This window comes from Microbacterium sp. NPDC058269 (assembly GCF_042881445.1).
In the GTDB taxonomy this organism is placed as follows: Bacteria; Actinomycetota; Actinomycetes; order Actinomycetales; family Microbacteriaceae; genus Microbacterium.
Map to the genome: position 1 here is coordinate 30,322 of NZ_JBHVXT010000003.1, position 22,646 is coordinate 52,967.

General features: G+C 67.7%; 22 protein-coding genes. 11 read left to right on the forward strand and 11 right to left on the reverse strand.

Features of this window, described 5'->3' with window-relative positions:
• Positions 1–59: 59 nt before the first annotated feature.
• Positions 60–986, reverse strand: coding sequence for an alpha/beta fold hydrolase (locus tag ACFVWL_RS13755; protein ID WP_387185308.1), 927 nt, complete (start codon positions 984–986; stop codon positions 60–62).
• Positions 987–1,157: 171 nt separating this feature from the next.
• Between ACFVWL_RS13755 and ACFVWL_RS13760 the strand changes: the two genes are divergently transcribed.
• The 3 genes from ACFVWL_RS13760 to ACFVWL_RS13770 are packed head-to-tail and all read left to right on the forward strand — an operon-like array spanning position 1,158 to position 2,865.
• Complete coding sequence (locus ACFVWL_RS13760) at positions 1,158–1,634, forward strand: carboxymuconolactone decarboxylase family protein (RefSeq protein ID WP_387183728.1); 477 nt, start codon at positions 1,158–1,160, stop codon at positions 1,632–1,634.
• Positions 1,631–2,347 (forward strand): tyrosine-protein phosphatase, encoded by a 717-nt coding sequence (locus tag ACFVWL_RS13765; protein WP_387183731.1) that lies wholly within the window; start codon positions 1,631–1,633, stop codon positions 2,345–2,347. Before ACFVWL_RS13760 ends, ACFVWL_RS13765 begins: the two co-directional genes overlap by 4 nt.
• Positions 2,348–2,391: 44 nt before the next feature.
• Positions 2,392–2,865 (forward strand): SIP domain-containing protein, encoded by a 474-nt coding sequence (locus ACFVWL_RS13770; protein ID WP_387185310.1) that lies wholly within the window; start codon positions 2,392–2,394, stop codon positions 2,863–2,865.
• Between the two features lie 73 nt (positions 2,866–2,938).
• Here the strand turns inward: ACFVWL_RS13770 and ACFVWL_RS13775 are convergent, their stop codons facing one another.
• The 4 genes from ACFVWL_RS13775 to ACFVWL_RS13790 all read right to left on the reverse strand — a co-directional run bounded on the left by ACFVWL_RS13775 (position 2,939) and on the right by ACFVWL_RS13790 (position 7,092).
• Positions 2,939–3,382: a Fe-S oxidoreductase gene (locus ACFVWL_RS13775; protein WP_387183734.1), complete on the reverse strand. Its 444-nt coding sequence runs from the start codon at positions 3,380–3,382 to the stop codon at positions 2,939–2,941.
• Complete coding sequence (locus tag ACFVWL_RS13780; protein WP_387183737.1) at positions 3,379–4,182, reverse strand: arginase family protein; 804 nt, start codon at positions 4,180–4,182, stop codon at positions 3,379–3,381. Before ACFVWL_RS13780 ends, ACFVWL_RS13775 begins: the two co-directional genes overlap by 4 nt.
• A 65-nt stretch (positions 4,183–4,247) precedes the next feature.
• Positions 4,248–4,991 (reverse strand): PspA/IM30 family protein, encoded by a 744-nt coding sequence (locus ACFVWL_RS13785; protein WP_387183740.1) that lies wholly within the window; start codon positions 4,989–4,991, stop codon positions 4,248–4,250.
• Between the two features lie 58 nt (positions 4,992–5,049).
• Positions 5,050–7,092, reverse strand: coding sequence for a TPM domain-containing protein (locus ACFVWL_RS13790; RefSeq protein ID WP_387183743.1), 2,043 nt, complete (start codon positions 7,090–7,092; stop codon positions 5,050–5,052).
• A 122-nt stretch (positions 7,093–7,214) separates the two neighbouring features.
• Between ACFVWL_RS13790 and ACFVWL_RS13795 the strand changes: the two genes are divergently transcribed.
• The 5 genes from ACFVWL_RS13795 to ACFVWL_RS13815 all read left to right on the forward strand — a co-directional run bounded on the left by ACFVWL_RS13795 (position 7,215) and on the right by ACFVWL_RS13815 (position 11,296).
• Complete coding sequence (locus ACFVWL_RS13795; protein ID WP_387183746.1) at positions 7,215–8,054, forward strand: DUF3097 domain-containing protein; 840 nt, start codon at positions 7,215–7,217, stop codon at positions 8,052–8,054.
• A 62-nt stretch (positions 8,055–8,116) separates the two neighbouring features.
• The gene (gene trmB, locus ACFVWL_RS13800; protein WP_387183748.1) at positions 8,117–8,842 is read left to right on the forward strand and encodes a tRNA (guanosine(46)-N7)-methyltransferase TrmB; all 726 of its coding nucleotides are present in this window, start codon (positions 8,117–8,119) and stop codon (positions 8,840–8,842) included.
• The gene (locus ACFVWL_RS13805; RefSeq protein WP_387183751.1) at positions 8,839–9,729 is read left to right on the forward strand and encodes a CPBP family intramembrane glutamic endopeptidase; all 891 of its coding nucleotides are present in this window, start codon (positions 8,839–8,841) and stop codon (positions 9,727–9,729) included. The genes trmB and ACFVWL_RS13805 overlap by 4 nt, the downstream gene beginning before the upstream one ends.
• 52 nt (positions 9,730–9,781) lie before the next feature.
• Positions 9,782–10,174, forward strand: a complete 393-nt coding sequence (locus ACFVWL_RS13810) for a DUF1304 domain-containing protein (protein ID WP_387183754.1) — start codon at positions 9,782–9,784, stop codon at positions 10,172–10,174.
• A gap of 45 nt (positions 10,175–10,219) precedes the next feature.
• Positions 10,220–11,296, forward strand: a complete 1,077-nt coding sequence (locus tag ACFVWL_RS13815; RefSeq protein WP_387183757.1) for a DNA polymerase IV — start codon at positions 10,220–10,222, stop codon at positions 11,294–11,296.
• A gap of 35 nt (positions 11,297–11,331) precedes the next feature.
• Here ACFVWL_RS13815 and ACFVWL_RS13820 read toward each other — a convergent pair whose 3' ends face one another.
• The 4 genes from ACFVWL_RS13820 to ACFVWL_RS13835 form a co-directional block, all read right to left on the reverse strand.
• Positions 11,332–11,733: a RidA family protein gene (locus tag ACFVWL_RS13820; protein WP_387183760.1), complete on the reverse strand. Its 402-nt coding sequence runs from the start codon at positions 11,731–11,733 to the stop codon at positions 11,332–11,334.
• Positions 11,734–11,790: 57 nt separating this feature from the next.
• On the reverse strand, positions 11,791–12,768 hold the full coding sequence (locus ACFVWL_RS13825; protein WP_387183763.1) for a zinc-binding dehydrogenase: 978 nt from the start codon (positions 12,766–12,768) through the stop codon (positions 11,791–11,793).
• A gap of 27 nt (positions 12,769–12,795) precedes the next feature.
• The gene (locus ACFVWL_RS13830) at positions 12,796–13,260 is read right to left on the reverse strand and encodes a MarR family winged helix-turn-helix transcriptional regulator (RefSeq protein ID WP_387183765.1); all 465 of its coding nucleotides are present in this window, start codon (positions 13,258–13,260) and stop codon (positions 12,796–12,798) included.
• A gap of 93 nt (positions 13,261–13,353) precedes the next feature.
• Positions 13,354–13,740 carry an SHOCT domain-containing protein gene (locus tag ACFVWL_RS13835; RefSeq protein ID WP_387183768.1) on the reverse strand — a complete coding sequence of 129 codons (387 nt, stop codon included), beginning with the start codon at positions 13,738–13,740 and terminating at the stop codon, positions 13,354–13,356.
• Between the two features lie 192 nt (positions 13,741–13,932).
• Between ACFVWL_RS13835 and ACFVWL_RS13840 the strand changes: the two genes are divergently transcribed.
• The 3 genes from ACFVWL_RS13840 (at position 13,933) to ACFVWL_RS13850 (ending at position 19,400) form a co-directional block, all read left to right on the forward strand.
• On the forward strand, positions 13,933–15,603 hold the full coding sequence (locus ACFVWL_RS13840; RefSeq protein WP_387183771.1) for a SulP family inorganic anion transporter: 1,671 nt from the start codon (positions 13,933–13,935) through the stop codon (positions 15,601–15,603).
• A gap of 121 nt (positions 15,604–15,724) precedes the next feature.
• Complete coding sequence (locus ACFVWL_RS13845; RefSeq protein ID WP_387183774.1) at positions 15,725–16,705, forward strand: FUSC family protein; 981 nt, start codon at positions 15,725–15,727, stop codon at positions 16,703–16,705.
• Positions 16,706–16,853: 148 nt separating this feature from the next.
• A complete protein-coding gene (locus ACFVWL_RS13850) occupies positions 16,854–19,400 on the forward strand; it encodes a LuxR C-terminal-related transcriptional regulator (RefSeq protein ID WP_387183777.1) in 2,547 nt (848 codons plus the stop codon).
• Positions 19,401–19,430: 30 nt separating this feature from the next.
• On the opposite strand, the gene ACFVWL_RS13855 is transcribed toward ACFVWL_RS13850, so the two are convergent.
• Both ACFVWL_RS13855 and ACFVWL_RS13860 read right to left on the reverse strand, forming a co-directional pair.
• A complete protein-coding gene (locus ACFVWL_RS13855; protein WP_387183780.1) occupies positions 19,431–21,773 on the reverse strand; it encodes an arylsulfatase in 2,343 nt (780 codons plus the stop codon).
• 126 nt (positions 21,774–21,899) lie between these two features.
• The gene (locus ACFVWL_RS13860; RefSeq protein WP_387183782.1) at positions 21,900–22,616 is read right to left on the reverse strand and encodes a GAP family protein; all 717 of its coding nucleotides are present in this window, start codon (positions 22,614–22,616) and stop codon (positions 21,900–21,902) included.
• Between the last annotated feature and the right edge of the window lie 30 nt (positions 22,617–22,646).

Sequence of the window (22,646 nt, forward strand, 5' to 3'; positions counted from 1 at the left end):
GCCGTGGGATCGAGCCTAGAGATGTGCGGCGGGGTGAAGGGCGAGTGTGGAACGGGACGTCATATTCGGCGGTCGGGCGTCGCTGAGCCGATGAGTCCGGCCAGGGCGACCGGTGCGGTCTCCTGGACGTTGTGTGTCGCATCGAGGACGACCAGCTGGGCTGCAGGCACGCGGCGCTGGAGGTCGGCGGCGTCGGCTTCGCTGACGAATCCTCGGGCGGCGCGGACCAGCGTGATCGGCACCTCCACGGTGGCGAGGTCGTCCCAGCCCGTCTCGTGCAGAACGGATGGGGCGGTCGCCGATCCGGGGGCGTGAGCCGCGAGCGCTTGGGCGGCGAGGTGGGCGAAGTGGTGCTTCCACTCCACACGCCCGTCCGCGCGCACGCGCGTGTTCAGGAAGACACCGCGTTCGGTCTCGGGGCGGGACCCGCCGAAACCGAGTGAGATCGCTTTGTCGACGAGCTCGTCCCGCGTGGCGAAATCGGTGGGGCCGGCGTAGAACTCGCGCAGGGCTGCGGGGCCGGCTGTCACGTCGATGCCGGGAGTGATGTCGACGATGATGAGTTCGGACACCAGATCGGGTCGGGCGGCCGCGAGAGCGGCGCCGGTGAGCCCGCCGAGCGACTGGCCGACGACGACCTGTGGCTGCGTGGTCCAGGCGTCGAGAGCTGCGGCCACGTCGCGGGCGAGCGTTCGCGGCGTGTAGTCGATGTCGTCGCGCCAGGAGGAGTCGCCGTGCCCGGCGAGATCGATCGCGAGGAGCGGCTGCTGCAGAGCGAGCGATGTGGTGTCCCAGGTGTGTGCGTTCAGGCCGGCTCCGTGCAGCAGCGTCACGCGCGGCGCGTCGGTTCCGAAACGAAGGGCGCTCAGGGTGCGGCCGTCGGGCAGCGGAAGGGTGAGACGCTCCACCGGCGGAAGCGGGACCCCGAGTGCCTCGGCCTGTGCGGGAAGATAGCTGAACTCGCTGATGTCGATCGCCACCTCCACATTCTGCTCCCTCGCGCCGAGGTGCAGGAAATGCGGGAGCAAGATGTCAAGCAAAAGTGATCTTGTGTTTCACGAAATGTCTGCATATTTCATGTCTGCCTTGTTGATATGCATTTCAGGACGGCAGCGCTGCCTTGGCCTCGAACATGGTTCGCCGAATATCATGGAGTCATGAGCGAGACGCGCGTGCACCTGTCCAAAACCGAGCCGGCCGCGTACCAGGCACTTGACGCGTTCTCGAAGACCGTCGGGCAGATCTGCGCGGACAACGGCATCGACGACCGCCTGAAAGAGCTCGTCATGATCCACTGCTCGCAGCTCAACGGCTGTGCATACTGCGCGCGGATCCACGTCGACAGGGCGGTCGCGGCCGGGGTCGACGCCGACACTCTCACGCAGATTCCCACCTGGCGGGAGAGCGGGGTGTTCACCGAGCGGGAGCGCGCCGCATTCGAACTCGCCGAAGCGTTCACCTTCATCTCCGAGGACGGAGTCTCCGACGAGGTCTACGACCAGGTCGGAAGCGTGTTCACCGAGAAGGAGTACGCGGCGCTCAGCTGGGCGTGCGTATCGATCAACGCCTTCAACCGCGTCGTGATCGCCGGGCGTTATCCCGTTCCCCCTCGCGCCCCGCAGGCGCAGGCATGACGATCCTCGACATCGAGGGGATCTCGAACGTCCGGGACGTCGGAGGCATGCCGGCGGAGGGCGGACGCATCCGTTCCGGCGTGCTGCTCAGATCGGGACAGCTCTCCGGTGCGACCACTGCCGGTGCCGCCGTGCTGCGCGCGAGCGTTCAACACATCGTCGATCTGCGTGATGGCGAAGAGGTCGCGGCGGAGCCCACGGAGATCGAGGGGCCGGATACCACGCATCTTCCTCTGTTCCTCGGGTCTGTCCGATCCTTCTTCGAGGCCGACACCAGTCTCGAAGACCTGTATCTGCATCTGCTCGAGGAGAGCGGGGAAAGACTCGTCGACGCCATCCGCATCATCGCCGCGGGGGAGCGCACGCTGGTGCACTGCACCGTCGGCAAGGATCGGACGGGCGTCACCGTCGCCCTCACCCTCGCCGCCGTGGGGGCGGATCGTGAGGCTGTGATCGCGGACTATGCGCTCACCGAGTCCCAACTTCCTGTTCAGCGCACGCGGCGGATCGCCGAGTACCTGCGGACCCAGCACCCGGAAGCCGTGCACGCGGTGGCTTTGGCGACGCAGTCTCCCGCACCTGTGATGCGTCGTCTGCTGGAACAGGTCGACGAACGATGGGGGTCAGCTGCCGGGTACCTGCGCGCGCAGGGGATGACCGAGAACGAGTTGGCCGCGCTGGTGGCGGCTCTCGTCGAGCCGGCACCCAGCTGATGCAAGGTTAGGCAAGCCTTCACTTGGTGTACGATGAAGACACCATGGACACCTCGCTCGAGACTCGCGGCACGCGCGCAGAACGTCGCGCGGCACGTCAGCGTTCCCATCACCTGGTGACGGCAGACGAGCATTCGCTCACGGAGCTCGAGGTGTTCTTGACCACGTTGCCGCTGTGCGCGTCGGGTCGTATCTTCATCGAGGTCCCCGAAGTCGCCGACATCGGCGCCATCGAGGCTCCCGGTCGGATGACGGTCACGTGGCTCGCTCGTGAGCAGCGCTCCGGTGCTCCCGGAAGCGGTCGAGTGTGCGCACCGGGTCAGGCTCTGGCACGCGCGACCTGCGCGTGGGCCGATGAGATGATGTGCGACGACGAGATCGAGACTCACGTCACCTTGCTCGGTGGCTACCTGGGCACGGCCGACATCATCGAGCATCTGACGACGAGTGCGCTGGAGATCTCCCCGGCGCTCATCCACGCCCCCGAGCGCTTCGGCCTGCTGCCGGCCGACCGCTGAGGGCCGCGTTGGAGGCTCCCGGCATACGACGGGCGTCCAGTGAGCCACGTCCGATGCGGAGATGGCCGGTCCGTCAGCGTGCGCGTCGCACGTAGTTGCCGTCTTCCAGTCCTGCTTCGATCTCGAAGCGATTGCGCAGCGGGTTCCGCCCGGCGAACAGGTACAGCACCGGCAACAGGAGACCGTAGCGGAGCCACTGTGCCTTGTGCACGGCCTCATGCCGGAGGACGGCGTCACTGGGCCGGGTGTCACCCGTCAGGAAGCAGCCGCCGACGCACACCCCACCGCGGTTGAAGGTCCAGGGGGGCATACCCTGGAAGACCCACAAGCCTGCGCGTCGCTCGACGGGCCCGGTGCTCCACAACGAGCCCCAGATCCAGCCGACCGCTGTTCCCCAGGCGTAGCCGAGGCGGCTGATCGGTGAGCGCAGCAGGAAAGCGGGGATGCGTCGGTCGACGCGTCGTCCGCGGGCGAGCGCCTCTTCCGCTGCCGGCCGCCAGTCCGCCGCAGCGGTCACGCCACCGCTCCGACCAGCCGCAGCAGCGCACCGAGGTCGTCGACCGCGTCGGCCGGAGACCGGGGAGCGAACCCGGCGATCGTCGCTCCCGCGAGAGGGACCTCGGCGCGCAGTGCGCGGATGGCGGTGCTCAGCGCGGCGGGGGAGAGTCCGAACGGAACGGAAGACGACACACCGGCGAAGTCGGAGGGGTCGAGCACATCGACGTCGATGTGCACCCACACCCGCTTTGCCCCTGTCGCTCGCACGGCGTCGAGCAGCGCCTCGGGGCGTGCGAGGTCGTCGACGGACAGGTTGGTCAGAGAACTGATCTGCTCGACCTCGGCGTCATCGAGATTGCGGATACCGACGGTCACCACACGGTCCGCCGGGATCGCGGGGGAGAGCGCGAGCTGCTCCTCGCCCTCGCCGAGCAGTGCTCGCAGCGCCATGCCGGAGAAGGCGCCCGACGGCGAGGTCTCCGGGGTGTGCATATCGGCATGCGCGTCACACCACACCACGGCGAGATCATCGGTGCCACCGGGGAGCGCGTCGAGGGCGGCGACGGTGACGCTGCAGTCCCCGCCGATCACGACGGTGTCGGAGTCGACGTGCCCGTGGACCAGTTCACGGGTGCGCAGGAGGGCGCTCAGGCGGCGGACCCCGGTTCCCAGGGATTCACCGGCTTCGACCGGCACATCGAGCATGGTCGTCGCCGCCCGGGGGAGGTCACCCGCGATCGCTGCGGCGCCGTCGGTGAGAAGCATCGCGCGCGGTGCGGGCGAGCCCTGCCACTGCGGGATGACGAGGAATCGCACCATGAGTGCCTCCGAAGAAGAGAGGGCGGATGCCCCGGGCACGCAGCCAGGGGCATCCGCCGGTCGTGTCAGTTGCCTTCGATGGCCGGGCGGGGAGCGCTGCCGCCGGCCTTGAGTTCGGCGAGACGCGCCTCGACCTCGGTCAGCTCGCCGAGGTCTTCCAGGCTCTCGAACTGGGCATCGAGGCTCGACGCCGCGAGCTCGATCTTGCCCTGAGCGATGGCCTCCTGGCGGCGGACCTTGTCCTCGAAACGGCCCAGCTCGCTGGTGGGGTCGAGCACGTTGATCGAGCCGACCGCGTCCTGCACCTTGGTCTGCGCCTCGGCGACCTTGGCACGCGCGAGGAGTTCGCTGCGCTTGTTCTTGAGCTCGACGAGCTTGTCCTTCATGCCGTTCAGCCCGCTCTTGAGCTTGTCGACGATCTCGGTCTGGGCGGCGATCTGAGGCTCGGCACCGGTGGCCTCGCGCTCGGCGCTGATCTGGCGCTGCAGAGCGATCTTGGCCAGGTTGTCGAACTTGTCGGCATCGGCGGCGTTGCCGCTCGAACGCATCTCATCGGCCTTGCGGCTGGCGGCGAGCGCCTTGTTGCCCCATTCGGTCGACGCCTGGACGTCTTCCTCGTGGTCGCGCTCGAGCAGGCGCAGGTTGCCGATGGTCTCCGCGATCGCGGACTCGGCGTCGGCGATGCTGTTCGTGTAGTCGCGAACGAGCTGGTCGATCATCTTCTGCGGGTCCTCCGCAGAATCCAGCAGGGAGTTGATGTTCGCGCGGACGAGGGTCGAGATACGTCCGAAGATGGACTGCTTGGTCATGCGTGATTCCTTTCAGAGGGCGTCTTCGAGAGCTTGTCGTAAGTGTCTGTGTAGGGGATCAGAAGCGTCTACCTCCCGATCGGCCGCTGCGGCCGCTGCTGCGGGAACCCCCGCCGCCGAAACCGGAGCTTCGGAAGCCTCCGCCGCCGGAGGAGCGCCAGCCGCTGCTGCTTCCGCGGCGGGAGGAGCCACCGCCTCCGCCGGCGAGCAGGCCGCCGATGATGCCGCCGATGATGTCGCCGCCGATTCCCGAACCGCCTGATGACGCTCCGGATCCGCCGAAGGGGCCGCCGAAGCCGCCTTGATCGAAGCCGGGAGGATTGTAGGACTGCACGTCGGACTGTGCCGCCGATGTGGCCTGCCCCGCGAGTGCGAGGGCGCGGTTCGCCTCTGTCAGCGCAGCGTCCGGGGCGGTCGCGCGCAGGTTCAGAGCCTGCGTCAGGCTCGCTTCCGCATTCGCGAGGCGCGTGCGCGCAGTGGAGCCGACCGTCCCGCGACGGGTCTCGATGAACTCGCGAGCGGCGCGGATCTCAGAGTTCGCCTGCGCGAGGGTCTGCTCGAGCATCTGCTGTACGCGGCGTGCCCGCTCGATGCTCTCCCGGCCCTGAGCGATCGCGGCATCGATCTGCGCGTTGGCGGCGGTGAGCGCTTCGAGGACGCGCTGCGGATTCCGCGTGGATCCGGTGAGGTCGGTCTGCGCCACCTGGATCTGCTGCGCGGTCGCGGAGGCGGCGCCGGCGATCGTCCCCGACGGATCGGGCAGCTGCTGCGCTGCCGCGAGGTCTCCCTGCAGCTCGGTGACGAGCGCCTGCGACTGCGCCTCGATCGTCGCGAGCTCGGTGCCCAGGGTCGTCACCGCCTGGGCGAGCTGCGCCGCCTGCGCCACGGACTGCTCGGCCGTGCGGATCGCGAACGCGGCCTCGCCCGAGCGTCCGGCCGCGATCGCCTGCGCCGCCGCCTCGATCGACCGATCCGCGAGGTCGGCGCGTTCGCGAGCCTGTGCGGGGTTGTCCGTGACCATCGCGAGCGCCGCCGGAGCGTAGGTGGAGGTCAGCGAGGCGAGGGCCGGTGCGGCCGCGGCGAGAACCGGGTCGAGCGCCGCGCGCTCGCGACGGACGCGCTCCAGCTCCTGCGGGGCGTTCTGCTCCAGTTTGCGGAGCGCGTCGAATGCGGCGGTGTTGTCATCCAGGATGTCGTCGATCTCGTCCGCGAGCTGGATGATGCGGATGTGCCAGGCGCGGCGGTCGTGGATCGTGTCCTCGATCTCGTCGTCGAGCTTCTGCTTGAGGTCGAAGGCTTCGGAGATCTTCGCCTTCGCGGTCTCGACCACGCGGCTGAACTCCTCTGTCGCGCCTTCGCCGAACTGGGCGACGGCGAAGCCGAGTTCCTCCCTGCTGGACGTGATGGCATCGTCGGCTTGCACGAGCGCGAGTCCGGCCTGTGTCTCGACCTGCTGGTCGGTGAGCGTGGAGAACGGATCAGCAGGGTCCGGCTTCTCCGGCATCGCGCCGCGTTCGCGGATCTCGGCTCTGCGACGGGCGCGGCGCACCAGCGCGACGACGAGCCACAGGAGCAGAGCGACCGCGACGACGGCGACGACGATCAAGCCGATGCGGAGAGCACCGGCTCCGCCGTCTCCCTGGATCTCGTCGGCGGCGAGAGTGATCGCCCCGACCCAGTCGCCGTCGGCGGCGAAGGGGACCATCTTGTCTTCGATGCTGTCGAGCTGGCTGAAGCTGACAGGACCGTCGGGCGCGGCCGAGATGTAGTAGCTGCGCCCGTCGACAGCGATCGCGAGGAGATACTGCTCCGTGCCGAGGTTGTTGTTCTGAGCGACGGTGTCGGCCCACTGCACGTTGTCGGTCGGGTTCGTGAAGTCGTCGACGAGCACGACGAAGAGGTCGGCGTTGGAGTTGTCGGTCAGCTCCTGGAGTCGGGCTTCGACGGTCGACTCCTCGTCGGCGCTGAGCACATCGGCCTGATCGGTGACGTATCCGGCGTCGAGGGTGACCGGATCGGTGGCGGATGCGGCGGAGGCGGTGAACGCCCCGGCAACCGCTGCCAGCGTGAGTGCGGCCAGCGCGAGCCACCGTTTCGTCATCGTGTTCCCTCCGACCGGCAGCCGAGCCCCATGTCATGAGTCTATGCACTGGGCACGACACGCGACAGCACTCGGCGCGGGTTCGCCGTTCGCCGTCAGCGGAGGCACATACGCTGGGAGGCATGGACGACATGTACGGTTCGGATGTGCTGGCGACGGGCTGGCGCGACCGCGGCGCGAAGCAGGTGCCGCAGGTCGCGGCGGAGGCCGACCTGGTGGTGGAGGTCGCCGACGACGGCTTCTGCGGTGCGGTCACCCGGGTCCAGGGCGGCAATGTCGAACTGGAGGACCGCGTCGGCCGTCGGCGCCTGTTCCCCCTCGGCGGAGGCTTCCTGATCGACGGCGCGCCGGTCAGGCTCGTCGTTCCCGCCGCGAAGGAGCAGGGCCCGCGCCGGACGGCGTCCGGATCCTTCGTCGTGGCCGATCAGCGCGCCCGCGTCGCTCTGCCCAGTCGCATCCTCGTCGAGGGCAAGCACGATGCCGAACTCGTCGAGAAGGTGTGGGGTGCCGACCTGCGGGTCGAGGGAGTGGTCGTCGAGTTCCTCCAGGGCGTCGACCTGCTCGATGATCTGCTGGCCGCCGAACCGCCCAGCGCCACACGGCGGTACGGCGTGCTCGTGGATCACCTCGTGCCGGGCTCGAAGGAGTCGCGTATCGCGGATGCCGTGGCCCGCGGCCCGCACGGACGTCATCTCCGCATCGTCGGGCACCCCTTCGTCGACGTCTGGCAGTGCGTGACACCCCGAGCCCTGGGCATCGCGAAGTGGCCGGAGATCCCGCGCGGCATCGAGTGGAAGGTCGGCATCTGCCGCGCCTTCGGCTGGCCGCACGAGACGCAGGCCGACACCGCGCGGGCGTGGCAGCACATCCTCTCGAAGGTCACGACCTATCGAGACCTGGAACCGGCGCTGCTGGGCCGGGTGGAAGAGCTCATCGACTTCGTCACGGCGCCGCCGGCCTGAGCGTGGGGTTCCCGGGAGTCGGAGGCACCGGAGCGAGGGGCGCCGACGGCTACCCTGGAAACATGCCCGAACCCCGTACCTTCCGAGACGAACCGGTGTCGTTCGTGCGCCGCAGCGGACGGATGTCCGACGCGCAGGAGCGCGCCTTCGCCGAGCTCGGCCCCCACTACCTGCTGGACGTGCCCCGCGACGTCGCGTGGACATCCGTGCACCCCGAGGCCCGCTTGGATCCCGCAGTCGAGTACGCACGCGCGGCGGATCTCTACGTCGAGATCGGCTCAGGGCAGGGGCACGCGATCGTGGCAGCCGCCTCGGCCCGCCCGGATGACGACTTCCTCGCCGTCGAGGTGTTCCGCGCCGGACTCGCACGGACGATGCTCGACGCCGACCGCGAGGGTGCACGCAACCTGCGCGTCGTCGAGGCCAACGCGCCAGAGGTGCTCTCGTCGTTCCTCCCCGAGGCGGCCGCGCGCGAGGTATGGATCTTCTTCCCCGACCCCTGGCACAAGAAGAAGCACACCAAACGACGTCTGGTGAGACCCGGATTCGGAGACACCGCGGCACGGGCGCTCCGTGACGGGGGGCTGCTGCGGCTCGCGACCGACTGGGAGGACTACGCCCTGCAGATGCGCGAGGTGCTCGATGCCGAGCCGTCATTCGAGCGTGCGTTCGACGGGGAGTGGGCTGACCGCTTCGACGGACGGGTGATGACGGCGTTCGAGCGCAAGGGCATCGCCAAGGGACGGGACATCCGGGACCTCGTGTATCGGCGCAGGGTCCGCACGTGACCGACGTGCGGCACGACACGAGGCAGCGGTGGGCCTTCGTGCCGGCACTTCTCGTGTGTGCCGCGGCTCCGGCTTTCTTCGTGCTGGAGATCCCCTGGATCGGCTGGACGCTGCTCGCGGCGGGCATCGCTGTGGCGGGGCTGATCGAGCGGGGCCGGCAGGCTGAGGATCAGGTCGTGAGCGTGGGGGCCCGGCGGGAGACCGCGAAGGTGATCGGCGTGCACAGATCGCCGTCTCTCACGAGAGATCTCTCGCTGATCGCGATCGGTCTTCTGATCGTGAGCATCATCCCGTTGGCCGCGGAGCTCGACAATCTCGCAATGCTGCGATTCACCCTCGCGCTGGGCGGGGCGGTCGCGGTGCCGTACATCATCTCGCGGTTCGTCTATCGAGATCGCGCGATCAGCTTTCCCTGGCGCACGCATAAACGCTGGGGTGGGCTCCAGTGGGGCTGGCTCGTGGCGGTACTGGCGCTCGGCTGGCTGATCCTGCCCTTCTACTTCATCGCCAGCGGGGTGTATCAGAACTGGCCGGTGGTCGACACTCCTGACCTCATCGCGAGGCTCTTCGTCGGCGTCGGTGCCGTCGGCATCTGGGATGAGCTGTTCTTCATCTGCACGGTGTTCGCGCTGCTGCGACGTCACTTCCCGGCGCTCGTCGCGAACCTGCTGCAGGCGATCGTCTTCGTCTCGTTCCTCTGGGAGCTGGGCTACCGCGAGTGGGGACCGCTCCTGACCATCCCCTTCGCTTTGCTGCAGGGGTATATCTTCCTCCGCACGCATTCGCTCGCCTACGTCGTCACGGTGCACCTGCTCTTCGACGCTGTCGTGTTCGCGGTGCTGGTGCACGCGCACAATCCGGGGCTGCTGCCGATCTTCCTCGTGTGATGCCCGGACCACTCGGCTTGCTCCGCGCTCGTGGGAACGGGAGAATCAGCGCATGCTCATCGCCGGTCTCGTCCTTGCCGCAGCCGCTGCTGCGTTCCACGTCTTCATCTTCGCGCTGGAATCGCTCCGGTGGACCGACCCCGAGACGAGGAAGATCTTCGGCGTCGCCAACGAAGCCGATGCCATCACGATGAAGCAGCTGGCGTTCAACCAGGGCTTCTACAACCTCTTCCTCGCGCTGACGACCCTGCTCGGCATCGGTCTCGTGATCGTGGGAGCCGAGACGGTGGGGCTCACGCTCGTCTTCGCCGGCACCGCGATGATGCTCGCCGCTGCGCTCGTGCTCGTGCTGTCCGATCGTACGAAGGTGCGCGCGGCCACGATGCAGGGCGCCCTGCCGCTCCTCGCGGTGGTCGGCACGGCGATCGGCGTCGCCGTCAGCTGACGATCGAGGGGTGACATCCATCTCCGCAGCGGCCACACTCGATGCATGGTCGACTGGGTGCTGCATGTGGACATGGATCAGTTCATCGCCGCGGTCGAGGTGCTGCGCAGGCCCGAACTCGCCGGTCGTCCGGTGATCGTGGGCGGGCGGGGCGATCCCACGGAGCGCGCCGTGGTCTCGACCGCATCGTATGAAGCCCGTGCGTTCGGCATCGGCTCCGGCATGCCGCTGAAGGTCGCCGCCCGCAAGGCGCCGGACGACGCGGTGTTCCTCCCGGTCGACCATGAGGCATACGCGATGGCGTCGGGCGAGGTGATGGCCGCTCTTCGGGCTCTGCCCGACGTGGTGCTCGAGGTCGTGGGCTGGGACGAGTGCTTCCTCGGTGTGGCGACGAACGACCCGGAGGCCGTGGCGAGGTCGGCCCAGGCTGCGGTGCTCGATGCGACCGAGCTGCACTGCTCGGTGGGCATCGGGGACAACAAGGTGCGCGCCAAGATCGCGACGGAGTTCGGCAAGCCCCGCGGGTTCTTCCGCCTCACCGCGGACAACTGGTTCGAGATCATGGGGGAGAAGCCGACGCGCGACCTCTGGGGCGTCGGGCCGAAAGTGCAGAAGCGTCTGGCGGCGCACGGTATCGCGACGGTGCGTGAACTGGCCGATGCGGACGAGCGGACGCTCGTGACGGAGTTCGGACCGCGGATGGGCGTCTGGTATCACGGACTGGGATCAGGGATCGGGCCGCGCACTGTCGACGACACCCCCTGGGTTGCACGCAGCCACAGCCGCGAGACCACCTATCAGCAGAACCTGAAGACATCGGATCAGGTCGAGGCGGCGATCAGAGAACTCGCCGCCCAGGCCTTCGAGGACTGCGCCGCCGAGGAGCGACCCGTCGTGCGCGCGCACCTCAAGGTCCGGTACGCCCCGTTCGAGACCAGGACTATCGGTCGCAAGCTTCCAGGGCCGACCACGGATCGCGAGGAATTCGTCACGGCGGCAGTGGCACTCGGTGCCACGCTCGACCCCGACCGCGAGATTCGCCTTCTGGGCGTGCGCGCGGAGATGACGATGTCGGACGACGCCGACGACGCGGAGCGGACGCCGGTGCGTGGCAGGATCTGATCCGCGTCGGGCACGTCAAGGAGCGCAGGGATCGATCAGTCTCGGACGACAGCGGCGACGGCGCTCACCTCGATCAGTGCTCCGGGCACCCCGAGCCCTGCCACCAGCGCAGCCGTGACGAGGGGCGGGGCACCTTCCCTGGCGAGCTTCGAGGCGACCGCTCCGTAGGCTGCGCGCAGATCCGCGTTCTGGTGGATCAGAACGGTCCAGCTGATCACGGCGTCGAGTCCGGCGCCGACCGACTCCAGAGCGATCCTGGCGTTCTCGACGGCGCGCAGGGATTGTTCACCGGCGTCGGAAGAGACGACGGTTCCGGTGCTGTCGACGCCGTTCTGACCGCCGACATAGATGGTCGACGCGCCGGGCGGCACGACGGCCACGTGGCTGAAGGCGGGACTTGCGACGAGCCCTTCGGGCTGAGTGAGTGTGATCTCCATGCGCACACTCTCCCCCTGGACGCCGACATCGGAAAGCCCAACCGTGCGAGGGGGGGGTCAGAAGCGGAGCAGCACCTTGCCGACGCGCCCCGCGGTGTCGCTCGCCTGGACGGCTGCACCGATGTCGGCGGCGTCGAAGACGCCGGCGACCGGCAGGGTCAGACTGCCGTCGGAGAGTCGCTGGAAGAGCTCGCCGAACAGTGCGCTGCGCGTGGTCGGATCGAGACCCGGGATGACCTTGCTGCCCCAGAATCCCTTCACCGTGGCCTGCTTGAAGATCACGTTGGAGGACGCGATCTCCATCGTGGGGGAGTCCATCGCACCGAAGGCGACGAGGGTTCCGCCTTCGGTGAGCAGCGAGAGCACCTGACCTGCGGATGCTCCGCCCACCGAGTCGACACCGGCGGCGATCGGCGCACCGCCGGTGAGGGCTCCCACCCGCTCCTTCCAATCGGCCTGATCGGTGGAGACGATCCGGTCGATGCCCTGTTCGCGGAGTTCTTCGATTCCCGCCCTCCGACGCACCAGGCCGACGACGTTCACGCCGCGCGCAGAGCCGAGCTGCGCGAGCATGCGCCCGACGGCTCCGTTCGCGGCATTCTGGACGATCCAGTCGCCTTCCTTCACCGCGAGGAAGTCCAGCAGGGTGATCGCGCTGAACGGCATCGAAACGAGCTGCGCGGCCGTCTCGTCGGGGAGGCCGTCCGGGATGGGGATGAGCCCCGCGGCGTTCGCCACGATGTACTCGGCCCACGCGCCGAAGGTGCCCCCGGTGGCGACGCGTTGCCCGATGGCCAGGTGCTCGACGCCCGCACCGAGTGCGTCGACGACGCCCAGAGCCTCGGTGCCGGACGCGGCAGGCAGCTCGGGCTTGAAGCCGTACGTGCCACGGACCGTCCAGAGGTCGTGGTTGTGGATGGGCGAGAGCACCACCCGCAGTCGAACCTGACCTGCGGCGGGCTCCGGCAGGGGACGGTCCTCGATGCGGAGGACCTCTTCCGGAGCGCCGAAGGTGGGGTGGATGAGTGCGCGCATGGTGATTCCGTTCTGTCGGAGGTGTGGTCAGCGGGCGTCGCCCGGGTGGGCGCTGCCGAGGTCGTTGGTCGCCTTCTGGAGGCGGTCGGTGATGTCGTGCAGCTCGGCGATGAGCTGGCGGCGGTGATCATCGTCATGGAGTCCGGAGATCGAGGTGATCGTGGAATGGATGGGCGCGACCTCGGCACGGAGGCCGCGCCCCTTCTCGGTGAGCGCCACGGTCACCACGCGCTCGTCCTCGCGGCTTCGCGACTTCGTCACGAGTCCAGCCTGCTCGAGGCGACGGACGAGGGGAGAGAGGGTTCCGGAGTCCAGGCGCATCACATCGCCCAGGGAGCCGATCGTCTGCTCGCCGTCGAGCCAGAGCGCGGCGAGCACCAGATACTGCGGGTATGTCAGCCCCCAAGGAGCGAGCAGAGCCCGGTAGGCCTGCGTGGTGGCGCGCGCAGCGGAATAGAGGGAGAAGCACACCATCTCGTCGGTCACCGGCATGAATAAAGCATTGCACGCGTTTGGATTGTGCACAACTTAAATAGTCGAGAAGAGGGCGTGCCCGGAATGACCGGGCACGCCCTCAGGCAGTCTTCAGCGAAGAACCTTGGCCTTGATCGTGTTGTACTCCTCGGCCGTGATCGTTCCGGAATCGAGGAGGGCCTTCGCCTTCGCGATCTCCTCGCTCGGACTCGTGCCGGCGACCTGCTGGATGTACGCGTCGGCGGCGCTGCGGGCATTCGCGGCCTCGGCGTTGCTGCGCTCGGCCATCCCGGAGCCCCGAGCGATCAGGTATACGAGCACCGTGAGGAACGGGACGAAGATCAGGAAGATGATCCACACCGCCTTCCACCACCCGTTGAGCTTCCGGTCGCGGAAGAGGTCTGCGACGATCGCGAACAGGGCGAACAGATAGGAGATGAAGACGAACGCCAGCAGGAACCACCAGATGATGTCCCAGAACGATCCCCAAAAACTCATGACTACTCCTTCAAAAGATGTTCCGCGCGAAGTCGGCGGCTCGTCGGACGTTACTCGGTGCGCAGGAGTCCCCGCACTGATCACGGCGGGAGTTCACCAGGGTGAGTCGAGCGTTCGACCCTTACGGCCCGTGTTCCTGCGGGGTCCGGCCCAGTACGCTTCTGACGACCGATGACGGAGAGGTGGAGGCGCGTGACGAGACGACCGCCATGGCTGTTCAGCACGGTCGAGGGCTATCGCCGGAAGTGGATCCTTCGCGACGTCGTAGCGGGACTCTCGGCGGGCGCCGTGGTCATCCCGCAGGCGATGGCCTATGCGACGATCGCGAATCTGCCCGTACAGGTCGGCCTGTACACCTGCATCCTTCCGATGCTCGTCTACGCGTTCCTCGGGGGGAGCCGAGCGATGAGCGTCTCGACGACGTCGACCATCGCGACGTTGACGGCGACGACTCTCGTCTCCGCAGGAGTGGCAGCGGGGGCCGACGACGCGATCGGCTCGCTGATGATGCTGACGCTTCTCGTCGGAGCGATCCTGCTGATCGCGCGGCTCTGCCGGCTCGGTTCGCTCGTCGAGAACATCAGCGGCGCCACGGTCCTCGGTCTGAAGATCGGCGTCGGCGCCACAGTCGCGGTCGGACAGCTCCCCAAGCTGCTGGGGGAGAGCGACAACTTCTCCGGGCACGGGTTCCTCAAGTCCCTCGGCGCCGTGGCTCAGGCCTTCGGCAGCGTGAACTGGCCCACGGTCGCTCTGTCCGTCGGGTCCATCATGGTCATCCTCGTGCTCAAGCGCTTCGCCCCGAGGGTGCCGGGCACGCTGATCGTGGTCGTCGGCGGCATCCTTCTGGTGGGCCTGGCCGGCATCGATCGGCTCGGAGTCGATCTGATCGCACCGGTGCCGAGCGGCCTGCCCGTCCCGGGCATCCCGGACTTCGCCCAGTTGCTGACGCTCGTCCCCGGCGCGCTCGCGATCGCCGTGATGGCCTTCCTCGAATCTGCGGCTGTCGCCCGCAGCCTCCGTGTGGCGACCGAGCCGCAGATCGACAGCAATCAGGAGCTGTTCGCGACCGGAGCGGCGAACACCGTGGGAGCCTTCTTCGGAACGATGCCCGCCGCCGGCGGGTTCTCGCAGAGCGCAGTGAATCAGAGCGCAGGCGCCCGCTCGCAGGTCGCGACCCTCGTCACCGTGGTGCTCGCCGTTCTCGTCGCCCTGTTCCTCGGGCCCGTCCTCAGCCTCCTTCCCGAGGCCACGCTGGCGGCCATGGTGTTCGTCGCCGTCGCGGGACTCATCAACGTCCCCGAGCTCGTGCGGTGGGCGCGGATCAGTCGCGTGGACTTCTGGATAGCCCTGTCCGTCGCCATCCTCGGTCTCACGGCTGGACTGCTCCCCGCCGTGGCGATCGGCGTCGTCGTGACGCTGATCCTGGTGCTGCGCGAGGTCAACGTCCCCAAGGCGACGATCGTCGGGCGTGCCGGAGACGTGCTGGGCGTCCACGTGGAACGGGGGCTCTACACCGCGAACGCGATGGCGAACGAGCGGATGCTCCTCGAGACGGTGGGTTCCCAGGCGGGACACGTCGGCGCGCTCGTGCTGGGGTTGAAGCAGCAGGAGGTGATGACGATCACCGTGCTCGAAGCCCTGGAGAACCTCGACCGCGAGCTCTCCCAACTCGGGGTCGTGCTGCATCTCGCGGCCCTGCCGGAAGCTGCGACGGTCGTCGCGGAGCGCACCCCGTGGTTCTCGGGTCTCGAGTCCACCGGGCGCGTTCACGTCTCGGTGCGTGATGGCATGGCCGCGGCCGAAACGGCGATCGCGGCCTCGGCCCCCCGCCTTCACCAGGGTGAAGTGGACGACGCGCCCTGACGCTCGCGGGGTCACGTCTCTAGGCTGGCTCCACACAAGTGGAAGCGGCCATGCCGCGCCCACGAGAGGGGGCTTTCGTGTCGACTGAGGTGCGGGTGGCGACGGGGCCGAGGGGGACAGGGTGGACGACCGCGCAGGTCTGATCTGGCGCTGGCCTCGATTCGGCCTCGGACTCCTGTTCGCCGTCCCGGCGATCGTCGTCGCCCCGCTCGATCTGTCTCTGGCTCTCGCTTTCGGGATCGGGGTCGTTCCTGCGGCAGCGTTCGGTCTTCCGCCGCGTCGGCGCGGCCGTGCCGTCATCCCGTTCGTCGGCGCGCTCAGCGCGCTCGGACTCCTCGTGGGGTCGCTGCTGTCGGAGTGGCCTGCCGTCGCGGTCATCGCACTCTTCGGGCTGGCGGTCCTCGCAAGCCTGAATGCGACTCGCAGCCGCGGCGGGCAGCTGATCCTGGCTCTGGCGCTGCCGATGACCGGCATCGGATTGAGCTTCTCCTGGTCGCCGGTCACGGTCGCGTTCGCGGCGTGCATCGTCGTCGGCTCGATCTATGCCTGGATCCTCACGCTGCTCTGGCCGGAACGCGATGAGCAGCCCCGTCCGCCAGCCCCGGTTCCGCGCGGCCGCGCCATGCTGATCTATGGAGTTCTGCTCGGTACCGCCGCGGCTGCAGCGGCGACGCTCGGCTTCCTGCTCGATCTCGAACACGTCGGATGGGCGACGGGCGCGGCACTCCTCGTCATGAGGCCGGTCAGGGGACAGCTCATCGCTCGCAGCATCGGGCGCGCGCTCTCCGTGCTGATCGGCGCTCTCGCCGCCGCGGCGTTGGCAGTGCTCAGCCCCGCGGATGTGGTCGTCGGAATCATCGTCGGGCTCGTCATCGGCGCGGTCTGCGCGGTCCAGGAGAGCCGTTGGTACATCGTCCCCGGATTCACGACGTTCCTCGCCTTGACTCTCATCATGACGACGTCTCCCGAGCCGCCGGGGGAGCGGTTCGTCGAGCGCGCCCTGGAGACGCTGATCGGAGTCGGGCTCGCCCTGTTCTTCGGCGCCGTCGTGCCTTCCCTGGTCTCGATTCTCATCCGGGGCCGACGGCGTTCGTCCGTGTGAGTCTTCGCTAGACGAAAGTCCCTTGAACGGCTGTTCCCGACAGTGGGATACTTCGAGTGGGAGAGGGTGACTATCGTCTAACATGTTACGGGGGGTTCCGATGACATCAGATGCACCACACCCGAGTACGACGGGAGCGCCGTCGCCGATGGCGGGGGACGTCGCGAGACCGCGGCTGCTGACCAGGCTCAGTGCCGCGATGGACGAGCCGTGGACCTTGACGGTACTCGCTGCACCCGCAGGCACGGGAAAGACACGACTGCTCGCACAGTGGGCGCACGTCCTCGGCTCCGATGAGGGGGAGGGCACATCGGTCGTCTGGCTCGCGATCCAGCGTGGGGAGCGGGATCTCGAGTCGTTGCGGGTCGCCCTGGAACGACTCGATGACGAACCGCTCCGGACGAGTCTCGACAGGGTCGCCCGAACGTGGTCGACCGAGACGGCGCGTGCGCTGGCGCGTTCCCTGAGAAGCGCCGAACGACGCGTCGTGATCATCATCGACGACGTCCACCTCATCGAGAGCGATCAGGTCGCCGACATGCTGTCGACCTTCGTCGACACCGTCCCCGGTAATGCGCATGTCGTGCTCTCCGGTCGTGGAACGCCCCGGATTCCCCTCGCACGGCGACGCATCGCCGGTATCGCTCTCGAGCTCGACGCCAGAGATCTGGCCTTCACTCCGGACGAGGTGAAGGCGTTCTTCCGTGCGAGAGGAATGAGCCTCTCGCAGGGCGAGATCACGTCGGTCCTCCGCAGGACAGAGGGCTGGGCGACCGGACTCCGACTTCTGGAGCTCGCCGCCCTTCACGACTCGTTCGCACCCCGGCTCCCCTTGCGAGGCGACTCGCCGAGCGTGACAGACTACTTCGTCGAAGAGGTCTTCGCCGACCTCGATCACGAGCTCAGCGAATTCCTCGTGCTGACGTCGGTCCCCGAATCGTTCACGCCCGAACTCGCCTCCCGGCTCACCGGGGGAGCGCCGGCAGCGATCGTGATCGAGCAGCTCATCCGCCTCAACGTGCTCATCAGCAGAAGCCGCGATGAGCCGGCGTGGTATCACTACCACCCGATGCTGCGGGAATTCCTCTACTCCCGGTTGCACGAACGCGACCGCGACGTGGTGGAGTCGCTCGAGAAGACGACGGCGGAGTGGTTCGCCGCCGAGCAGGAGCATCGGCTCGCACTCGCCCATGCGACGCGCAGCCGTGATGTCACCTCCATGTCCCTGATCCTGCGCCGATGCGGAATGCAGCTCGTCCTCATGGGGCACGCCGACGAGGTGATCGCCGCGACCGCCGAGCTTCCGCGTTCCGTGCTCGCCGAGCCCGTCGTGCAGATGCTGATCGCCTCGGCACGCCTTGCGCGAGGCGACGCCTCCACGGCGGCGGCTCTGCTCGATTCGTCATCGTCGGTCGGAGGGGAATCCGCGGTGGTGAGGCAGTGGCGAAAGGGACTGGACCTGCACATCGCCGTCCGGCGCGGAGGGCTCCCGGAGACGCTCGACCGGCTGGAACTCGTGCTCGATGAGGTCACCGGTGAATCGCAGCTGGATACCTATGTGTTCCTGCAGGCCGCCATGGCCGAGCTGTACGTCGGAAACCTCGACCGGGCCGCCCGATTCGCCCGGTTCGCGTCGGACCACGCCGTCGTCGCCGGAACCGCCGCGGCGGAGCTGCAGGCCGCGGCCATCATGAACACCGCTGAGCTCTTTCGGGGTCGCATGGACGAGGTGCTCCGTTCAGGGGCGTGCGTCGATCTGCGCTGGGCAGAGCTCGGCCACCCTGCCGACTCGTTCTACGAGGTCACGCGGGTGTGGCGGTACTGGGTCCCCTTCGAGCGGATGCTCGTCGGCGACGTCGACGAGACGCTGCAGGTCGCGACCGACATCATCGAGTCCGGCACCGAGCCGGCGATCGCACGCGGGTTACGCGGGATGATCGCGTTGCTGGGCGCCGACTCGGCGGTCGACGCGCATGCGGCGGCGGTCGCCCTACTCGACAACCTGTCGCCCCGATCGGAGAATCCTCTCCCCGTTCACTGGTACGCGATGATGAGTGCTTTTGCGGTGCGGGCTTTCGATCGACTGGGCGAGTCGGCCCTCAGAGACCGCTTCATCGTCGAGGTGGAGCACGCGATCGGCTCGACCGGCGACGTCGCGGTACTCCGGGCGATCGCAGCGCTCCACGACCAGGAGTTCGCGCTCGCCAGGCAGGCGCTCGCTCCCGTGCTCGAGGGGAACTCGCGGTGTCTGCTGCCGGCGTCGATGGTCGATGCGTGGTTGGTCGCGGCCTGCCTCGACGTTCAATCAGGACACCCGGAACAGGCGCAGGTGTCCCTGGCTTTCGCGCTCGCCCTGGCGGAACCGGAGGAGCATGTCAGGCGCTTCGCCGATGCGGGGCCGGTGGTGGCCCGTCTGCTCGCCGCGCGCGCCACTCCCGGGGCCCGTGGGCGTTTCGCTGATCGCGTGCGCGAGCGTCTTGCCGCGATGGGAATGCTCATCGACGAAGAGCTCACTCGGCGCGAACGGATCGTGCTCGCGGCCCTGAGTCGCAATGCCACGCTTCGTGAGATCGCCCAGCAGGAGTTCATCTCTCCGAACACCGTGAAGACGCACGTGCGGAACATCTATCGGAAGCTCGGAGTCTCCGACCGGGAGGCAGTGACGGCGGCTGCGCACGCCCTCGGTATCGAGTGAGCGTGCGCAGCCGCCGTCGGTCGGCTGCCCTCAGTCCCGGGCCATGGCCGCGGCCAGATGCGCTTCGAGGTCGAGGTAGGCGTCGTCTGCGATGTCGAACACGACCTTCGTGATCTCGCCGTCGGCGAAGTCGAATCCGTAGCCGTAGAGAGACGACACCGGGTCGGCGCTGTCACGGCCGATGGTCAGCCCTTCACCGCAGAGGGAGAAATGTCCGAGGACCGTGCGGATCTGCTTTTCGCCGACGACCTGATCATCGATGTAGAGCTTCACGGGGCCGACGCCTTCCCGGTGCTCGCCCATGCCTTCCTTCGTGAATTCGACTCCGATGATGTGCTTCCCTGAGGTCGGCACGGGCGCGGAGACCCGGTCCTCCGGGGGGATGCCGAGGAAGTTGTACACGTAGTGCACCTGCCCGTCCTTCACGACGAGGGCGTGGCCGCCGAACCGCGAGCCGTGGGCGAAGATGACGCCTTCGGTCTCGGGGGTGAACTCGACCTCCGCTGCGATCTTGTAGGAGACACCGTGCGTGTTCGCCGCAGAGCGCTCCGGAACCTCACTCGTGCCCGGGTAGTAGACGAATCGACCCGAGGGCGGAGCCGGCTGGTGGAACTCCATGGCGATGAACGTCTCGAAGTCCTTCGGGTTCCCGATGATCTGCAGATCGTTCAGGGGCAGGACGTTGTTCGTCTTCGCCTCCTCCATCCACAGCGCCTTGAGCTCGGCGAGCTTGTCGGGGTGTTCGGCCGCAAGGTTCTCGGCTTCGGCCCGGTCGACGTCGGTGTGGTAGAGCTCCCACTCGTCCTTGTCGAAGTCGCTGATGCCGCTCATCGGTCCGTGGACCGCGACGGCCTTCCAGCCCTCGTGCCAGATGCCGCGCTGGCCGAGCATCTCGTAGTACTGCGTCTTCTTCCGCGTCGGACCCTCCGGCTCGGCATCGAACGAGTATGCCATCGACACACCGGACAGCGGCGTCTGCTCGACGCCGTTGTACACATCGGGGAACTCGACGCCGCACGCTTCGAGGATCGTCGGAACGATGTCGGTCGAGTGGTGGTACTGGTGACGCACCTCGCCGCGGGCCTTCATACCCGCGGGCCAATGGATCACCAGCGGGTCGCAGACGCCGCCCTGGTAGGTGTATCGCTTGAACATCTTGTACGGAGTCGAGAACGCCGCCGCCCACCCGGTGGGGTAGTGGTTGTAGGTGTCGGGAGAGCCGAGCTTGTCGACGAGGCGGAGGTTCTCCGCCTCGTCGTCGGGGTACCCGCCGAAGATCTTGCCCTCGTTCACCGATCCGTTGGGGCTGCCCTCCCCGGATGCGCCGTTGTCGGCGCAGTACAGGATGAGCGTGTTGTCGAGCTGCCCCGATTCCTCCAGGTAGTCGACGATACGGCCGACCTGGGAATCGGTGTACTCGCTGAAACCGGCGTAGACCTCGGCCATCCGCGAGAACATCGCCTTCTCCTCGGCGTTCAGTGTGTCCCATGGGCGCACCTCGTCGGTCGGATTGAACCTGCCGTCGGTCATCGGGTTCAGTTCGGTGAGATCGGTGTCGGACGGAAGGATGCCCTTCTCGACCATGCGTGCGAGCACCCACTCGCGGTACGCCTCGTAGCCGTCGTCGAACTGGCCTTTGTACTTGTCGATGTACTCCTGCGGAGCATGGTGGGGCGCGTGGTTGGCGCCGGGGCAGAACCACAGGTACCAGGGCTTGCCGGGCTCCGTCTGCTTGACGTCGCGGATCATGGTGAGGGCCTGATCGGCGAGGTCCTTCGATAGGTGGTAGCCCTGTTCGGGAAGGTACGGCTGGTCGATGTAGTGGTTGTCCTCGGCGAGCGAGGGGTACCAGTTGTTGGTCTCGCCGCCGATGAACCCGTAGAACCGGTCGTAGCCCTGGGCCAGCGGCCAGTGCTTCTTCGAGGCCCCCGCCGTCCACTCGTCGATCGGGACGTTGTGGTTCTTGCCGACCCAGAACGTCGACCATCCGGCGTCGCGGAGCACATGCGCCATCGTGGCGTTGGACTCGGGGATGTGCGAGTTGTAACCGGGGAACCCTGTCGATGATTCAGAGATCGTCGCGAACCCGTTCAGATGGTGGTTGCGCCCCGTCAGGAACGTGGAGCGGGTGGGCGAACACAGGGCGGTCGTGTGCCACTGCGAGTACGTCAGGCCGTTCTGAGCAAGCCGATCCATGGTGGGCATGTTGATACGTCCCCCGTACGGAGACCACGCGGCCATGCCCGTGTCGTCGTAGAGCACGACGAGCACGTTGGGTGCATCCTTCGGCGGTGTCGTCGCACGGTACGCGTCCCAGTCCGCGACGGAGTCGCGCACGTCGAGTTCGATCCTGCCCTGGAATTCCCGAGCCATCTGCGGTCTCCTTCATCTCGTTGAACGTTGCGGCTTCCCGCCGGGCCCAAAGTACTGCGGCAGGTTCTTCCCGTCACCGGGCCTCGTCAGCCTTCATCCGGGTGATCTCTCAGTGGTCGAGGCGGTTCAGATCAATGCGGCGATTCCCTTCTCGAGCTGGAGGGCGCCGATGACGAGGAGCAGCGCCGCGTTGAGGATGTGGGTGTTCCCGGCGATCCACGTGCGGACCCGGTCGAGGAGCGGTTGCGCCGCGGCACCCCGCACGACCACGTAGAGCACGGGAAGACCGACGGGCAGAGTGCCGATGATGACGAAGACGAGGGCGACCCACATCCCGGCGGTCTGATCGATGCCGGACAGGGAGATGTCGAGCGCAGCGAGGATCGCGCAGGACGCGTCGACCGGATTCAGCACGAACAGCCCGAGTCCGAGGAGCAGGGTCCGACCGGGTCGGAACGATTCCACCGAGTGCAGCCAGCCGGGCAGCTGAGGCGAGGCGGCGACGACATCGCGCGGTGACGAGGCCGCGGCCATCCGCGCGATGTGAACGCGGCCCTTGCGGTAGACCCAGACGGCGGATCCGATCAGGAACACACCGAGGATCACACGTACGAGCGGGACCCACAGGGGAGGTTCGCCCAGCTGGTGCACCTGGAGGAGAGGGAAAAGCCAGAGGCACAGGGCCATGAGCCCTCCCAGCCCGACGAACCATCCGACGAGGTAGGTGATGCCGTTCATCCGCGCGTTGTGCGAGAGGAGCACAGCGACGAGAGCCATGATCGCCAGAGGACTCAGGACCACACCGAGCGCGACCGGGACCAGAGCGAGTATCAGTTCACCCATTTCCGCGCCCCTTCTGCGAGCCGAGCCCCG

Excerpts from the sequence above, each read along its gene's own strand:
- ACFVWL_RS13765 (WP_387183731.1), top strand. The coding sequence starts at position 1,631 with ATGACGATCCTCGACATCGAGGGGATCTCGAACGTCCGGGACGTCGGA.
- ACFVWL_RS13825 (WP_387183763.1), bottom strand. The coding sequence starts at position 12,768 with ATGCGCGCACTCATCCACCCCACCTTCGGCGCTCCGGAAGAGGTCCTC.
- ACFVWL_RS13790 (WP_387183743.1), bottom strand. The coding sequence starts at position 7,092 with ATGACGAAACGGTGGCTCGCGCTGGCCGCACTCACGCTGGCAGCGGTT.
- ACFVWL_RS13855 (WP_387183780.1), bottom strand. The coding sequence starts at position 21,773 with ATGGCTCGGGAATTCCAGGGCAGGATCGAACTCGACGTGCGCGACTCC.
- ACFVWL_RS13850 (WP_387183777.1), top strand. The coding sequence starts at position 16,854 with ATGGCGGGGGACGTCGCGAGACCGCGGCTGCTGACCAGGCTCAGTGCC.
- ACFVWL_RS13830 (WP_387183765.1), bottom strand. The coding sequence starts at position 13,260 with ATGCCGGTGACCGACGAGATGGTGTGCTTCTCCCTCTATTCCGCTGCG.
- trmB (WP_387183748.1), top strand. The coding sequence starts at position 8,117 with ATGCCCGAACCCCGTACCTTCCGAGACGAACCGGTGTCGTTCGTGCGC.
- ACFVWL_RS13820 (WP_387183760.1), bottom strand. The coding sequence starts at position 11,733 with ATGGAGATCACACTCACTCAGCCCGAAGGGCTCGTCGCAAGTCCCGCC.
- ACFVWL_RS13760 (WP_387183728.1), top strand. The coding sequence starts at position 1,158 with ATGAGCGAGACGCGCGTGCACCTGTCCAAAACCGAGCCGGCCGCGTAC.
- ACFVWL_RS13785 (WP_387183740.1), bottom strand. The coding sequence starts at position 4,991 with ATGACCAAGCAGTCCATCTTCGGACGTATCTCGACCCTCGTCCGCGCG.
- ACFVWL_RS13770 (WP_387185310.1), top strand. The coding sequence starts at position 2,392 with ATGGACACCTCGCTCGAGACTCGCGGCACGCGCGCAGAACGTCGCGCG.
- ACFVWL_RS13860 (WP_387183782.1), bottom strand. The coding sequence starts at position 22,616 with ATGGGTGAACTGATACTCGCTCTGGTCCCGGTCGCGCTCGGTGTGGTC.
- ACFVWL_RS13835 (WP_387183768.1), bottom strand. The coding sequence starts at position 13,740 with ATGAGTTTTTGGGGATCGTTCTGGGACATCATCTGGTGGTTCCTGCTG.
- ACFVWL_RS13780 (WP_387183737.1), bottom strand. The coding sequence starts at position 4,182 with ATGGTGCGATTCCTCGTCATCCCGCAGTGGCAGGGCTCGCCCGCACCG.
- ACFVWL_RS13815 (WP_387183757.1), top strand. The coding sequence starts at position 10,220 with ATGGTCGACTGGGTGCTGCATGTGGACATGGATCAGTTCATCGCCGCG.
- ACFVWL_RS13810 (WP_387183754.1), top strand. The coding sequence starts at position 9,782 with ATGCTCATCGCCGGTCTCGTCCTTGCCGCAGCCGCTGCTGCGTTCCAC.
- ACFVWL_RS13795 (WP_387183746.1), top strand. The coding sequence starts at position 7,215 with ATGGACGACATGTACGGTTCGGATGTGCTGGCGACGGGCTGGCGCGAC.